Here is a 14,490-nt window from a genome sequence, read left to right as displayed (position 1 = left end):
GTTATTTGGTATAAAAGTATATCATTGTGTTCGGGGTGCAAAGGAAAAATGTCATTTGACCGGTCAAATAACGCCGGACTGGTCCAGGCGCGCGATCACCTGTAACTGCCGCTCGCGGTAGAAAGCCGGATCGGGCGCGTGCGGCGCGCCGTCAGGGTCCAATAAGCCGTTGCGCACCTGCGCTTCATGTCCGGCATAGGCCTCTGCGAACAGGGCAAGCGGCAGGCGGCTTGGTATGTTGCCCATACCAGGACGGCGGCGCCAGGCGTGCAAGGCGCCCAGATCAATGGGGGCAAAGGCGGCCATGCTTTCGCCATAGCCTGCTTCGGCCAGTACCTGTCCGCGATAATCAACGATCTTGGAGCTGGCATCGGTGGACGCCATCGGAATGGATATATCGGCCACGCCCGCCGAATTGGCGGAAACGACATAAGCCAGGTTCTCAATGGCGCGGGCCTGTTTGGCGATGTTTTTCGGCGTGGCCAAAGGGCTGGCCACTTCGGACGAAGAATGGACGAAAATCTCCGCCCCGCGCAGGGCGTGGGCGCGCGCGATTTCCGGATACAGGATTTCCTCCGACGCTATGGCAGCCAGCCGTCCGATCTCTGTCTCTACAACAGGGAAGATCGCGTCCTTGCCATAGACCGACAGGTAGTGATCCCAGACATCATAGGGGCTGGGGGCGAACATGGAGATCAGGCGGCGATAGCGCAGGATCACATTGCCCTGCGGCGCCACCACAAAGCTCGTCTGGAAATAGAGCCGCGGAAAATGCGGGTCACGTTCATAGGCATTGCCGGCGATGAAACAGTCTGCTGACCGCGCTGCCTGACCCAAGGCCTTGTATTCCGGTCCATCCATCGCCAGCGCGACCTTTTCTGCCCACAGCGCCGGGCCTTCGCCCATGGGAAAGCCGGTCAAAAAATATTCCGGCAGCACCACCAGACGTACATCCGGCCCGATGAAGCGTTTGGAAGCGATGATCTGGTCCTGGATGCGGGCGATGCTGTCCGCCATCCGTGACCGGGCGGCCGCCCGGTCGGCACACCGGTTGACGGCGTGGCAGGTCACCTGCAGCGCCAAGGCCATATAGGTCGCATCCCGTGACATCCTTGTCCCCTTTCCACACCACATCGGGCGTCTGTCAAAATGTTTGTCGCCGACAATTCCTTAATGATATACCTTTATATCATTAACAAGGAGGGGCGTCATGGAGATTCCGGTCCGCAATCCCCGCACCGGAGAGCAGGATGGCCGCGTCGCGGTGGTCGGCGCCGCAACCGTGCTGGCCACGGCGTCCCGGTTGCGGCTGGCCCAGAAGGGCTGGCAGGCGCTGGGTCTGGCGGGCCGGGTGGTTGCCCTGCGCCGGTTCGCCGAGGCGCTGGGCCAGCATCAAGATGGACTGGCGGCGGCGCTGGCTGTCGATACCGGTCGGGCCCGCATTGCCCGAATGGAAGTGGAGGGGGTGCGCGGCGCCATCGCCGGCTGGTGTGCAACGGTGCCGGAGACCTTGCCCGGCGCCTGGATACAGGGAAGGTCCAACCCGGCCATCCGCCATGCTGCGCATTGGGTGCCCTATGGGTTGGTGGGCGTGATCAGCCCCTGGAACTTCCCCCTGACCCTGTCTTTGATTGATGCGGTCCCGGCCCTGCTGGCGGGCTGTTCGGTGATGATCAAACCGTCGGAGGTAACGCCACGCTTCGCCGACCCGCTGGCTGCCGCCATCATGGAAGCCGGCCTCGCCCATGTCCTGGCCCTGGTGCGCGGGGACGCAACCACAGGACAGGCGCTGGTCGATGCCGTTGATTGTGTCTGTTTCACCGGTTCGGTGCCAACCGGCCGTAAGGTGGCGGTACAGGCGGCCCAGCGTCTGATCCCGGCCTTCCTGGAACTGGGCGGCAAGGACCCGATGATCATCCTGGAGGGGGCTGATCTGGACAATGCCGTGACGGCGGCCCTGCGCGGATCGGTGTTGGCGACTGGTCAGGCATGCCAGTCGATCGAGCGCATCTATGTCGCGGCCCCGATCCATGATGCCTTTGTCGACCGGTTGGTTGCCGCTGCATCGCAGGTGCGCCTCAATACCCCTGATATCAGCCGGGGAGAGCTCGGTCCGATTATTTTTGACAAGCAGGCCGACATTCTGCGCCAGCAGATTGCCGACGCCCGTGCCAAGGGGGCTCGCATCCTGACCGGGGGGGCGGTGGAGGATCATGGCGGCTTCTGGTTACGCCCCACCGTCATGACCCATGTCCACCATGAAATGGCGGTCATGCGGGAGGAAACCTTTGGCCCGATTCTGCCTGTCATGCCGTTCGACAGTGTGGAACAGGCTGTGACCCTGGCCAATGACAGCCAGTATGGCCTGTCGGCCGCGGTGTTTGCCGCCGACCTGGACCAGGCCGCGGCCGTCGGTCGGCAATTGGTGGCCGGTGCGGTCAGTCTGAACGATGCCGCCTTGACCGCCCTGTTCCATGAAGCCCCCAAACAGAGTTTTCGCGACAGCGGCCTGGGTCCATCGCGCATGGGGCTGGACGGCTATACCCGGTTTTTCCGCCGCCAGGCACTGATCGCCCAGACCGGGCGTCCGGCTCCCCTGTCGGCCTTTGCCGAAGATGCGGGTGGCTGACCCTTCGGCCGCTTGTGAGAGAAGATCGACATTCGGGAGGTTAGCGTGATCAATTTGCATCGGCGGGCCCTGGCGGCGGCCCTGTTCTACTCGTCGCTGCTGCTCTCTCCGGCTGCTGTGGCGGCCGATCCTGCCGGACCGGCGGCGTATCAGGGCCCACTGTTCAAGCGCGCCACGCTGCTGGTGTCCGATATCGACCGGTCCCTTGCCATCTACCGTGACATCCTGGGTTTTCAGGGCGGGGAAGTGCGGCAGTCGCTTCCCACCTCCTATTCTTATGAAGTGTTCAACCTGGACCCCAAGGCCACGTTGCGCACTGCCATGCTGTCGGCTGGACCGCAGCAGGTGCGCACCCTCGCCCTGTTTGAAATCAAGGGTCAGGCCATCACCACCCCGCAATCGCCCCGGCCCGTGGCCATGGTGATCAATGCGGTTGCCCTGCCGGCGGTGATGGAGAAGATCAAGGCCCTGGGGTTGACCACCATCGCGCCGCGCCCGTTGCGCACGCCAGAAGGGCGGACGGGCACAGAGACCGCTTTTATTGATCCCGACGGCCATTTGATCGTCCTCTACGAACTGACAGGACCCTGACGGGTGATTGCATGATCGGCAATCATGCCACTGCCGCTCCCGGCGCCCCCAGCGACGGCAGGCAGGTCGGGGCCGGTGCCTTTTAATTGTCCGGACATATTGATCTGGATCAATGAGTGTCCTCCCTGCGCCGGGCACTCTGCCCCAGGGGCCTGAATGGTTCGGCCCGGCAATCAACAAGCAGGGAAGCGTCATGGAAATCCTGGGGATGTATCTGGATGAGCATCTGGTGCTGCGCTGGATGCATATCGTGGCCATGGCCTATTGGCTGGGCGGGGAATGGGGCGTGTTCAACGCAGCGCGGCCCTTGACGAACACGGCTTTGTCGCTGGACGAACGCCGTCGGCACATGGAAACGGCGTACCGCATCGACATCCTGCCACGCAGCGGTATCGTGCTGTTGCTGCCCTTGGGTCTGCATCTGGGCTACAATATGGGGGTGCAACCGCTGGGCGGCCCCTGGCTGATCGGTATGTGGATTTTTGTGGCTGCGTGGCTGTCATTGGTGATCTTCGCCTTTTTCCAGCGCAAGTCACCGGCCTACATGGTCCTGACCAAGACGGACGAGGCCATTCGCTATGTCGTGATCCCGGCCCTGTTCTGTGTCGGTGTCTACAGTCTGCTGACTGGCGGTCCGTTGTCGGCGGGTTGGTATGCCGCCAAAGCAACGTTGTTTTCAGGGCTTCTGATCATCGGGTTGCTGCTGCGCTATATCATGCGTGACTGGATCGTGATCTTCCGGCAGTTGGACGCGGGCGGCCCGTCCGCTGCCCTGGAAGCCAAACTGGATGGCGCCTTGGCCGTGGGGCGCAAACTGGCTTATGTCTATTGGGCCGGCATCATCACCATGGCGTTTCTGGGAACCGTCAAACCTTTTTGATCTGCATAAAGGGCGATATCTCTCGCCTCTATGACAAGGTTGCACACTCTGGTTCGGGTCATTTGGGTGGCGCCTTCTGTTCCAGGCTGGCAATCGCCGGTGGGTTCCGGAATGATATGACCAACGTCCCGCGCGCCGGGACCTGCATGATGGACCGGCACCATGGAATTACGGGACCTGGAATATTTCCTGGCCGTCGTTGATACCGGCAGCCTGACCCTGGCCGCGCGCCAGAAGGGGCTCAGCCAGCAGGCCCTGTCAAAAAGCTTGGCACGTCTGGAAGGTGAGTTGGGGGTGCTGCTGCTGGAACGGACCCCCAAGGGTGTGCGCGTCACCCGCATGGGCGAGGCGCTTTTGTCGCGTGCCCGGTCGGTCCTGGGGGAGATGGGGCAGTTCCGGCGCGATCTGGATGTGGCCTTGGGCCGCAGCAGCACCCAACTGGCCCTGGGTATCAGTCCGGCGGCCGCCGCCGGCATCGGGCGGCACGCCATTCCCCGACTGCAACGTCTTTTCCCCCGTCTGCATCTGCGGGTGGAGGCGGGGGTGGAACCTCTGTTTGTGCGGATGCTGCTGGCTGGGGAGATTGACCTGGCGATCAGCACCAGCGCCTCGGCCGCCGATCCGCAGATTGTGGTCAGCACGCTTGACCACGAACGCTGGGTCGTCGCCGGGCGGTTGCATCACCCGGTCCTGTCGTCGGCACGATCCCTGGCCGACTTGGCGGGCTGCGACTGGATCTATGGCCCCATGCCGGATGGGCTGGACGGTCGCATCGACCGGTTTTTCCTTCAGCAGGGGGCAGACCCGATCCGCCCGCGGATCACGTCATCATCCATTCTGTTCGGCTTGTCAGTGCTGACCAGCAGCGATCTGCTGGCCATTCTGCCGCGATCCATGGTGACGGGCAGCAACGGGCTGATCGGTCGCGACTTGGCCGATGGGGCCTGGACCACGCCGCTGACCATTCTGCGCCGCCGACGCGCCTCACCATCCGCCTTTGAAACCGCCCTGATCGATATTCTGTCGGACGAAGCACGCCGCTCGGACCCGATGGATGGTAAAGAAAAAATCACCAATGCGTGATGGCCCGCACTGTGCGGGCGCTGGAAACGTCATTTTGTACCCCGGAACTTGTGCGCGGTGGGATATGAACCATATTGCGCCGCACAATTTTGCGAAGTGATGCGTTTGGTCCATGTCTGCGTGCATCTGGGGGTAGGGAATGAATCGCCGGTCCGTCATCATTGCGGCCGTCATTTTGGCGTTTTCCGTATTGTGGATTCTGTCCGGCGTCCTGTTCGGTGGGGATGACCCACCGCCGGCGGCCGAAGCAAAGGCAGCCGGTGCACCGCCGCCGGCGCCGCGGGTACAGGTGCGTCGCCAGGAAGCCGAACTCATGCAGGCGGCACTCGCCATTCCAGGCCGCACGGAAGCACAGCGTAAGATTTCCCTGCGCGCGGAGGTGGCGGGACCGGTGGAAGCCATCCTGGCCGAACGCGGCGCCAATCTGCGGGCCGGGCAGCCGGTCCTGCGCATCGCGGCCAAGGCGCGGCGTGAAAGGCTGGATGAAGCCACCGCCCGGCTTGAGCAGCGCCGCATCGAATATGAAGCGGCCAAGACCTTGCAGGCCAAGGGTTTCCAGTCGCAGATCCGATTGGCCGAAACCCGGGCTCAGTTTGAAGCCGCGCAGGCGGAAAAGCGACAGGCGGCCCTTGACGTCGACAATCTGGATGTGAAGTCCCCCATTGATGGCGTGCTGGAGACCCGTGACGCCGAAGTCGGCAGCTTCATGGAAGTGAATGGCGTGGTGGGCACCATTGTCGATCTGGACCCGATCCGGATCGTCGCCAATGCCACCGAACGCGACGTCACCCGCTTGTCGGCGGGCATGAAGGGCAGTGCGCGTCTGCTGGACGGCACCGAATTGCAGGGCACGATTGTGTATGTCGCCGCGGCGGCCGAACCCAATACCCGCACCTTCCGCATCGAGCTGGAGGTTGCCAACCCCGGAAATCGCATCCGCGACGGCCTGACCGCCTCGGTCACGCTGCCGGTGGCGCAGACGAAGGCGCATCGCGTGTCACCCGGCATCCTTACCCTGGCCGATAACGGCACAGTTGGGGTCAAGCTGGTGGAGGCGGATGGCACCGCCCGGTTTGCGCCGGTGCAACTGCTGGGCAATGCACCGGATGGCTCAATGTGGTTGGGGGGGCTGCCCGACACCATCAATCTGGTCACGGTCGGCCAGGACTTCATCACCCAGGGGCAGAAGGTCACGGCCGTGATGGAGGCCGCGCCATGAATGGGATCATCAACTGGGCATTGGCCCATGCCCGCACGGTGATGCTGTCGCTCTGCTTCCTGCTGGTGGCCGGCACGGTCAGCTTTGTCAGTATTCCCAAGGAAAGCTCGCCCGACATCAACATCCCGCTGATCTATGTCTCCATGTACTATACCGGCATCAGCCCGGAAGACAGCGAGCGGCTGTTACTGCGGCCGGTCGAACTGGAGGTGCGGACCATTGAAGGCATCAAGGAGATGCGGTCCACCGCCTTTCAGGGCGGCGGCAACATCGTGCTTGAATTCTCTGCCGGGTTCGATGCCGACCAGGCCCTGGCGGATGTGCGGGAAAAGGTCGATATCGCCCGTGCCGAACTGCCCGATGGGGTGGATGAACCGCGCATCCAGGAAGTCAACTTCTCGCTGTTCCCCGTTGTCTCTGTCGTTCTGTCAGGGGATGTACCGGAACGCACGCTGTTGCATCTGGCGCGCGAACTGCGCGATCGGATCGAAGGGATCGACAGCGTGCTGTCCGCCACCATCCGCGGTAACCGGGAAGAGCTGGTCGAGATCATCGTCGATCCGGTGAAGGTGGAAAGCTATGGCCTGGACGCCACCCAGATCGCGCAGCTTTTCTCCCGTTCCAACCGGCTGGTTGCTGCTGGCAGCATGGATACGGGCCAGGGCCGGTTCGCGGTCAAGGTGCCCGGCCTGTTCGAGACGGTGGAAGATATCTGGAACATGCCCGTGAAGGTGCAGGGCGACGCCGTCGTCCGCTTCCGCGATATCGCGGAAATCCGCCGCACCTTCAAGGATGCCGAAAGCTATGCCCGCCTGGATGGCGACCGCGCCGTGGCGTTGGACGTGTCCAAACGCTCGGGCGAAAACATCATCGATACGATTGAGCGGGTGCGCGCCGTTGTGGCCGCCGAACAGGCCTATTGGCCCGCCAATGTTGTGGTCAGCTACACCGGTGACCAGTCGGGCGACATCAAGATGATGTTGAACGACCTGGGCAATAATCTGGCCATCACCGTCCTGTTGGTCATGGTGATTGTGGTTGCCTCGCTGGGGGTGCGGACCTCCGTTCTGGTCGGCATTGCGGTGCCAGGATCGTTCCTGACGGCGATCCTGGTCCTGCATGGGATGGGCTTTTCCATCAACATTGTCGTGCTGTTCGGCCTGATTCTGGCGGCGGGCAATGTCGTGGACGGGTCCATCGTCGTCACCGAATATGCCGACCGTAAGATGGCCGACGGTATGTCGCCCCGCCGCGCCTATGGCTTGGCGGCGCGCCGCATGGCCTGGCCCATCATCGCCAGTACCGCCACCCAGCTTGCCGTGTTCGCTCCCCTGCTGTTCTGGCCAGGGGTGGTGGGCGAGTTCATGAAGTTCCTGCCCATCAGCCAGTTCGCCACCCTGATGGCGGCGCTCGCCATGGCGCTGATCTTTATCCCCGTTCTGGGCGCACGCTTTGGGCGGGCACATGGACCGGTACTGCCCTATGCGCCGGCCAACCAACTGGCCAATGAGGATGAATCCGACCCGGTGGACCCGCCGGCCAAGCTGAACGGACCCTATGTTGCCCTGCTGCGCTGGGCGCTGGCCCGGCCAGCGATGGTCATCCTGGCCACCATTGGTCTGTTGATCGGGGTGCAGACCTGGTACGCCACCCATGGCAACGGCGTGGAATTCTTCGCCGATGTCGAACCGGACAATGCCGCTATTCTGGTCCATGCGCGTGGCAACATGTCCATTGACGAACGTGACGTCCTGGTGCGTCAGGTCGAATCCCGCATCCTGCAACTGAATGAGTTTGACAGTGTCTATGCCCGCACCAGCGGGGATGGCAATGGCGGCGGGGGCGGCGATGATGCGGCCCTGGATGTCATCGGCCAGATCCAACTGGACTTCAAGGACTGGCAGCAGCGCCGCAAGGCCGAAGTGATCCTGGAGGATGTGCGCAGACTGACCGCCGACCTGCCCGGTGTCCAGATCGAGGTGCGTAAGCAGGAAAGCGGCCCGCCGACCGGGAAGGCGCTGCAGGTGGAACTGTCCTCCCGTTTCCCTGACCTTCTGCCCGATGCCGCTGCCCATGTCCGGCGCGGTCTGGAATCGCTGGGCGGTGTCATTGATATCGAGGATAGCCGCCCCCTGCCGGGTATCGAATGGCAGGTGGATGTGGACCGGGCGCAGGCGGCCAAATTCGGACTGGATACCTCGGCGGTGGGGGATGCCGTCCGTATGGTGACCAATGGCCTGATCTTGTCCACTTATCGCCCGGACGACACGGATGACGAGATTGACGTGGTCGTCCGCTATCCGGAGGAATACCGCTCCATCGACCGGATTGATGCCGTGCGCGTCGTCACCTCCGCCGGGTCCGTGCCCATCAGCAACTTCGTCACTGTCACCCCGGCACAGAAAGTCAGTCAGGTCGACCGTGTGGATGGGGAGCGGGTGATGCGGGTGAAGGCCGCTGTCACCTCCGGTACCCTGCCAGACACCAAACTGACGGAGCTGAAGACCTGGTTGGTCAAGAACCCCGTTGATCCGCGCGTCGACGTCAATTTCAAGGGTCAGGACGAAGAACAGCAGGAAAGCCAGACCTTCCTGACCCAGGCTTTCCTGGCCGGTATGGTCATTATGGCCATCATCCTGGTGACCCAGTTCAACAGCCTGTACAGCGCCTTCTTGATCTTGTCCTCGGTGATCATGTCGACCATCGGCGTGACCTTGGGCCTGATCATCACCGGCCAGCCCTTCAGCATCGTGATGACAGGCCTGGGCATCATTTCCCTGGCCGGCATCGTGGTGCAGAACAATATCGTGCTGATCGACACCTATGATCAGTATCGCAAAACGGAGGCCAGCGCCTATGACGCCATCCTGCGCACAGGTGCGGAACGGTTACGGCCCGTGCTGCTCACGGCGCTCAACACTGTCCTGGGCCTGCTGCCCCTGTGCCTGGGCGTCAATATCGACGTGTTGGAACGCGCCGTGACGGTGGATGCGCCGGCCACCCAATGGTGGACGGCCATTGCCAACGCCATTGTCTTTGGCCTGACCTTCGCCACGCTGCTGACCCTGGTGGTTACCCCCTGCGCCCTGATGCTGCGCGCCCGCCTGCATGAGTGGCGACAGGCCCGGCGGCAACCGCCGGCGACCCCGGTTGTGCCCCCCATGCTGGACCGGGCGGCGGAGTGAGCTGCCTCTGCCGGGGGTATGTGCCTTGGCAGAGGGGCCCCCGGCAACCGACGGCCCGGCGCCCTTGTCGTGTTCATGCCTATTCGCTGCGCTCGCGGTTGAAGCTCATCGAATAGACAAAGCGGTCGGCCGGGTGGGCGCTTTCGCTGGCCAGGAACAGGGCGCCATGGCCGTCATGGTAGAACCGCCGGGTCAGCAGGGCCGCCGACCCCGGCTCGCTGCCCAGCAGTGACGCCACCTGTCCATCCAGGACCATGGCGCTGATCTGCTGATCAATGCGGGCGGCTGCGATGCCATACCGGGCCTCAATGGCATCGGCGATGGTGGGGCGTTCCTCAATTTCCGCCTGGGTGGGGGCGCAGTCGGTCCGGACCAGCACACGGGTCAGGCCAACAGTGGCGGTTCCTGTGCCCCGCTGCCCCCGCAACTCCCGCCAGCCTCCTGGGTCCAGGCCCAGTTCACGGGCAAAACCGTCGGCGGGAGCCGGGCCATAGGCCAGAATCTTCAGGCGGGCGTCGCGGGCATATTGCAGCAGATCCTGAAAACCGCCCAGCGGTTGGACAAAGACGGTTGGCGGGGTGGCGGCGGCAACCACCGTACCCGCCCGCCTTTTGCGGGTCACCAGCCCCGCTTCCGTCAGCAGGCGCAGCGCATCGCGGGCCGTGTGACGGGAAATCTCGTGGGTGGCGCAGAGTTCCTGTTCGGTCGGCAGCAGGTCGCCCACCTTATAGGTGCCATTGGCGATGGCGGCACGCAGCATCTGGGCGATCTGCTGGTACCGGGGCGTCGCGGTCATTGCCAAATCCTGTGGTTCCTCAACGGCAGCACATCTGCTCCCAGGCAGCGGTAAGGTCGTCCCGGTGCGCGGGGTCTGCGATGGAGATCAAGGCCATGGCGCGGGCCTGTTCGTCAAGTCCGCGCAGGTCCGCCACGCCATGGTTGGTCACCACCAGCCCGACATCGCAACGGGCAACGGTCACACTCGGCGTCGCCAGTTTTGGCACGATGCGCGACACTGTGCCGTTGCGGGCGCTGGCGACCAGGGCCAGGATGGGCATCCCGCCCGGCGACAACCGTGCCCCACGCAGAAAGTCCAGCAGCCCGCCCCCGCCCGAGACGGCCCGGTCGCCCATAAACTCGGCATTGGCCTGTCCGAACAGGTCGATCTCAATCACCGAATTGATTGCGATCAGCCGGGGAATGGCAGCCAGGGTGCGGATATCATGGGTGAAGCCGACCGGCCGGAACCGCAAGCGGGGGTCACCGGCCACGGCCCCGTACAGCGTTCCCGACCCCAGGGCCACGCCCGCCGTGATCGATCCCGGTGCTGGACACAAAACATCCTGGGACAGCAGGGGCAGCAGCGGATCGGACACCATGCCCGCATGCAGACGGAGATGGCGCAACCCGCCCAGATTGGCCAGCATGGCCAACTGCACCTTGCCCAGGCCGAATTGCAGCGTGTCACCGTCACGCAACAGCGGTTTGATGTGCCCGGCGATGGCGGTGAAGGCGCTGTCCAGCGCCACCGGCGGTACGGTCAGCACCGGCTGATCCACCTCCACAATGGCGTCCGCCTCGGCCAGGGGCAGGCGGATACCATCGGCAGGCACCGGCATGTGCGGGGTGATCAGCAGCAGACGGTGGCGGGCGCGGGCCCAGGCGGCGGGCGTGAAATCGGCCGCTACGCCCAGCGAACAGAATCCATCGGCATCCGGCGGGGCAACCAGCGCGACCGCGACATCGGTCGATGTCGTGGCCAGACGTTGCCAGCTTGCGCTGTAGGTTTCAGGCACAACACGAAACCGACCTGTCTGCTGGCTGTGCTGCCAGTCCGGGCTGGCGAATGTCGCCTCGCCGCGGGCATTGGGGTGCAGGCCGGACCAGTCCAGGCGGTTGACGCCGGGAATCCAGATGCCATGGAATGTCAGGTGGCGCGCCTTTTCCGGCATGTGGCGAAAGGCCTCGAACAGGGCGGTAGGCTGCCCGGAACAGCCGGCCACATAGACACGGGCATTGTCCACCGCGCGGGCGGCGATCCAGGCGGGTGCATCCATCAGGCCGATTTTCTGCATCTGATCGTCTTTCCAATCTTCCCAGCAGGCGGGAACTCATGATAATGAAAATATGTCCGGACAAATAGAGGCATCATGTCACTGATTGCACGGTTTGCCGATCATCTGCACCGTCCCGTTCCCGCAGCCCTGCGCCAGCAGGCTGCCCTGCATGTCCTGGATTGGGCAGGCTGTGCCGTGATCGGCGCCACCACGCCTGTGGCCGGACTTTTGGCCGATATCTTCCTGCGTGACCAGCAAGGGCCCTGCGCGGTCATCGGCCAGGCCGGCACGGTGGGTCCGGAGGCGGCGGCCCGCTATCTGGGCGCCCTTGGCAACATCTATGAAATGGATGATGTCGACAAGCGGGCGCGGCTGCATCCGGGTCCGGTTGTCATTCCGGCGGCCCTGGCGGCGGCGCAAGCGACGGGGGCCGACGCCGGCACCCTGCTGGAGGCGGTTGTGCGTGGCTATGAAGCCATGGTGCGGCTGGGCCGGTCCCTGGGCGATGCGCATTACCGCTATTGGCACAGCACGGCCAGTTGCGGCACGGTGGGGGCGGCGGTGGCGGTAGCCTCCATCCTGGGCCTTGACCGCGACGCCACGGCCCAGGCGATGGCCTTGGCCGTCACCCGTACGGGTGGCCTTTGGGAAACACGCAACGATCCGCGTTCCCACGCCAAGCAAATCCACAATGCGCAGGCGGCGGGCGATGGCTGGCTGGCGGCGTCGATGGCGGCGGTGGGGCTGCGCGGGCCGTCTGGGATTCTGGACGGGCGGGAAGGGCTGTTCGCAGCGACCGCTGGCGCTGCCGATCCCACCACCATCCTCACCGATGCCAGCGCCGACGCCTGGTGCCTGACCGAGATCAGCCTGAAACCCTGGCCCGCCTGCCGCCATGCCCATCCGGTGATTGATGCGGCCTTGGCCCTGCTTGAACAGCAGGGCCGCCCCTGTTTGCGGGGGGAAGAGGTGACGGGCATCGCCATCCAGACCTATGGCGACGCCCTGCGCTTTTGTGACCGCCCCCACCCTGGCTCAGTGATCGAGGCGAAGTTCTCCCTTCAACATTCGGTGGCTGTGACCCTGCTGGAAGGGCCGCCCTCCCTGTCGGCTTTTGACCTGCCGGCCATCGCCGATCAGGCTGTTGCCGCGCTGCGGTCAAAAGTGACGGTGGCGGTAGGCCAGCCCTATGAAGAAAGATATCCGGGCCGCTTCGGGGCGCGGCTATGCTTGACCCTGGCCGATGGCACCCTGTTGGTGCGTGAACAGGCCGATGCCCTTGGCGATCCGGAAAACCCGCTGCCACGCGACCGTACCGTGGCCAAGGCCCGGACCCTGATGCAGGCGGCCGGCATGGACCAGGGTGTGGTAGACCAATTGATCGGTGACTGTCTCAGCCTGATCGGCGGTGCTCCTGTCCGCCTTTCCTGGCCGGATGTTCTGACGCGGGGGACCTGATGAACGCTTCGCAGATCCTGGCCCGGCATGCGCTGTCGGTTGACTGGGCCACCCTGCCGGCACCGGCACAGGACACGACCCGTATCTTCCTGCTGGATACGCTGGGCGTCGGCATCGCCGGTTCCCGCGCGGGCTTTGCCGATGAAGTTGCTGCTGCGGCGCAGGGTTGGACGAGTGCTGGTACCGCCGCAGTGCTGGGGCGGGGGGCATTGGTCGGCGCGCCGCAGGCCGCGTTCATCAATGCCTATCAGATCCATGCGCAGGAGTTTGACTGTGTGCATGAAGGGGCGGTGGTGCATCCTTTGGCGACCATCCTGTCGGCAGTGATGGCCGACACGGCACGGCTGAAGGTGGCCATGGCGGGCACGGAATTCGGCGCTGCTCTGGTCGCCGGTGTCGATATTGCCGCCACACTGGGGCTGGCCGCCAAAGCCCCGCTGCAATTTTTCCGTCCTGCCACGGCAGGCATCTTCGGCTGTGTGGCCGCCCTGGCGCGGCTGCGCCGCCTGGATCTTGCCACCACCGTCAGCGCCTTTGGCCATGCCCTGGCCTTTGCATCGGGCACCATGCAGGCGCATGTGGAAGGCAAGCCCGGCCTTCCCCTGCAGGTGGCGCACGCGGCGCAGGCCAGCCTGATGGCCATCGACCTGGCCCTGGCCGGGCTGCCCGGCACCACGGGCAGCATTGATGGCCCGTTCGGCTATCTCAGCCTGTTTGAAAAGGCGACCGACCTGCCGCCGCTGCTGGCCGATCTGGGCCGTGTCTGGCGCATCGCAGAGGTCAGCCATAAGCCCTTTCCCACCGGCCGCGCGGCCCATGGTGCCATTGTCGCCACCCAGGCTCTGATGCGGGATCATGGGGTGACGCCGGCCACGCTGGAAAGCCTGACCTACACGGCACCGCCTCTGATCCACCGGCTGGTGGGGCGGCCGCTGCCCGCCTATCCGGGGGCGATGACCGCTAATTATGCCCGGCTGTGCTTTGCTTGGCTGGGTGCGGTGGTCCTGACGCGCGGCACCGTCGGGTTGGCCGATTTCACGCCGGGTCGCCTGACCGATCCGGCGCTGCACAGCCTGGGGAGCCGCATTCAGGTGCTGGTTAATCATAATCCCGACCCGGCGGCCTTTGTGCCGGCAGTCGCGCAGGCGAAGTTGACCGACGGGCGCATGGTCCAGGTGCAGATCGACAGTCAACTGGGGAGCCCCGCGACACCGCTGAGCCGGGAGCAGCACCTGCGCAAGTTCCGCGCCTGTCTGGACTTTGCCGGGGCCACCGCGCTTGCCGACCCGCTGATCGACGCGATCGACCGGCTGCATGAACAGGAAGACATGGCCGCGCTGCTGCGCCGGGCCGCCGGCCTTGCCGGATAAACCACAGGAGACGAAACC

At 64.4% G+C, this 14,490-nt stretch carries 11 protein-coding genes; 8 read left to right on the top strand and 3 right to left on the bottom strand.

Going from position 1 to position 14,490, the window contains the following annotated elements:
* Positions 1-63: 63 nt before the first annotated feature.
* The gene (locus CHU95_RS21045) at positions 64-1,110 is read right to left on the bottom strand and encodes a nitrilase-related carbon-nitrogen hydrolase (protein WP_094458310.1); all 1,047 of its coding nucleotides are present in this window, start codon (positions 1,108-1,110) and stop codon (positions 64-66) included.
* Positions 1,111-1,210: 100 nt separating this feature from the next.
* Between CHU95_RS21045 and CHU95_RS21040 the strand changes: the two genes are divergently transcribed.
* The 6 genes from CHU95_RS21040 (at position 1,211) to CHU95_RS21015 (ending at position 9,587) form a co-directional block, all read left to right on the top strand.
* A complete protein-coding gene (locus tag CHU95_RS21040; RefSeq protein WP_094458309.1) occupies positions 1,211-2,629 on the top strand; it encodes an aldehyde dehydrogenase family protein in 1,419 nt (472 codons plus the stop codon).
* A 45-nt stretch (positions 2,630-2,674) separates the two neighbouring features.
* Positions 2,675-3,220, top strand: coding sequence for a VOC family protein (locus CHU95_RS21035; protein ID WP_094458308.1), 546 nt, complete (start codon positions 2,675-2,677; stop codon positions 3,218-3,220).
* A gap of 112 nt (positions 3,221-3,332) precedes the next feature.
* Complete coding sequence (locus tag CHU95_RS21030) at positions 3,333-4,100, top strand: hypothetical protein (RefSeq protein WP_207762574.1); 768 nt, start codon at positions 3,333-3,335, stop codon at positions 4,098-4,100.
* A gap of 162 nt (positions 4,101-4,262) precedes the next feature.
* On the top strand, positions 4,263-5,183 hold the full coding sequence (locus CHU95_RS21025; protein WP_094458307.1) for a LysR family transcriptional regulator: 921 nt from the start codon (positions 4,263-4,265) through the stop codon (positions 5,181-5,183).
* Between the two features lie 139 nt (positions 5,184-5,322).
* Positions 5,323-6,402, top strand: coding sequence for an efflux RND transporter periplasmic adaptor subunit (locus CHU95_RS21020; RefSeq protein WP_094458306.1), 1,080 nt, complete (start codon positions 5,323-5,325; stop codon positions 6,400-6,402).
* A complete protein-coding gene (locus CHU95_RS21015; protein ID WP_094458305.1) occupies positions 6,399-9,587 on the top strand; it encodes an efflux RND transporter permease subunit in 3,189 nt (1,062 codons plus the stop codon). Before CHU95_RS21020 ends, CHU95_RS21015 begins: the two co-directional genes overlap by 4 nt.
* A 79-nt stretch (positions 9,588-9,666) precedes the next feature.
* Here CHU95_RS21015 and CHU95_RS21010 read toward each other — a convergent pair whose 3' ends face one another.
* Together CHU95_RS21010 and CHU95_RS21005 are read right to left on the bottom strand one after the other, a co-directional pair.
* Positions 9,667-10,383, bottom strand: coding sequence for a GntR family transcriptional regulator (locus CHU95_RS21010; protein ID WP_094458304.1), 717 nt, complete (start codon positions 10,381-10,383; stop codon positions 9,667-9,669).
* A 19-nt stretch (positions 10,384-10,402) separates the two neighbouring features.
* Positions 10,403-11,662, bottom strand: coding sequence for an acetyl-CoA hydrolase/transferase family protein (locus CHU95_RS21005; protein ID WP_094458303.1), 1,260 nt, complete (start codon positions 11,660-11,662; stop codon positions 10,403-10,405).
* A gap of 75 nt (positions 11,663-11,737) precedes the next feature.
* On the opposite strand from CHU95_RS21005, the gene CHU95_RS21000 reads away from it, so the two are divergent.
* Positions 11,738-13,102: an MmgE/PrpD family protein gene (locus CHU95_RS21000; RefSeq protein WP_094458302.1), complete on the top strand. Its 1,365-nt coding sequence runs from the start codon at positions 11,738-11,740 to the stop codon at positions 13,100-13,102.
* Positions 13,102-14,472 (top strand): MmgE/PrpD family protein, encoded by a 1,371-nt coding sequence (locus CHU95_RS20995; protein WP_207762573.1) that lies wholly within the window; start codon positions 13,102-13,104, stop codon positions 14,470-14,472. Before CHU95_RS21000 ends, CHU95_RS20995 begins: the two co-directional genes overlap by 1 nt.
* Positions 14,473-14,490 lie beyond the last annotated feature (18 nt).

Origin of the sequence: Niveispirillum lacus (assembly GCF_002251795.1) — a bacterium.
Taxonomy (GTDB): Bacteria; Pseudomonadota; Alphaproteobacteria; order Azospirillales; family Azospirillaceae; genus Niveispirillum; species Niveispirillum lacus.
The sequence above is the reverse complement of the archived record's forward strand: the minus strand, read 5'-3'. Positions and strand labels throughout refer to the sequence as shown.

Coding starts and splice junctions, on each gene's coding strand:
- CHU95_RS21015 (WP_094458305.1), top strand. CDS start 6,399: ATGAATGGGATCATCAACTGGGCATTGGCCCATGCCCGCACGGTGATG.
- CHU95_RS21030 (WP_207762574.1), top strand. CDS start 3,333: ATGAGTGTCCTCCCTGCGCCGGGCACTCTGCCCCAGGGGCCTGAATGG.
- CHU95_RS21010 (WP_094458304.1), bottom strand. CDS start 10,383: ATGACCGCGACGCCCCGGTACCAGCAGATCGCCCAGATGCTGCGTGCC.
- CHU95_RS21005 (WP_094458303.1), bottom strand. CDS start 11,662: ATGCAGAAAATCGGCCTGATGGATGCACCCGCCTGGATCGCCGCCCGC.
- CHU95_RS21025 (WP_094458307.1), top strand. CDS start 4,263: ATGGAATTACGGGACCTGGAATATTTCCTGGCCGTCGTTGATACCGGC.
- CHU95_RS21045 (WP_094458310.1), bottom strand. CDS start 1,110: ATGTCACGGGATGCGACCTATATGGCCTTGGCGCTGCAGGTGACCTGC.
- CHU95_RS21020 (WP_094458306.1), top strand. CDS start 5,323: ATGAATCGCCGGTCCGTCATCATTGCGGCCGTCATTTTGGCGTTTTCC.
- CHU95_RS21040 (WP_094458309.1), top strand. CDS start 1,211: ATGGAGATTCCGGTCCGCAATCCCCGCACCGGAGAGCAGGATGGCCGC.
- CHU95_RS21000 (WP_094458302.1), top strand. CDS start 11,738: ATGTCACTGATTGCACGGTTTGCCGATCATCTGCACCGTCCCGTTCCC.
- CHU95_RS20995 (WP_207762573.1), top strand. CDS start 13,102: ATGAACGCTTCGCAGATCCTGGCCCGGCATGCGCTGTCGGTTGACTGG.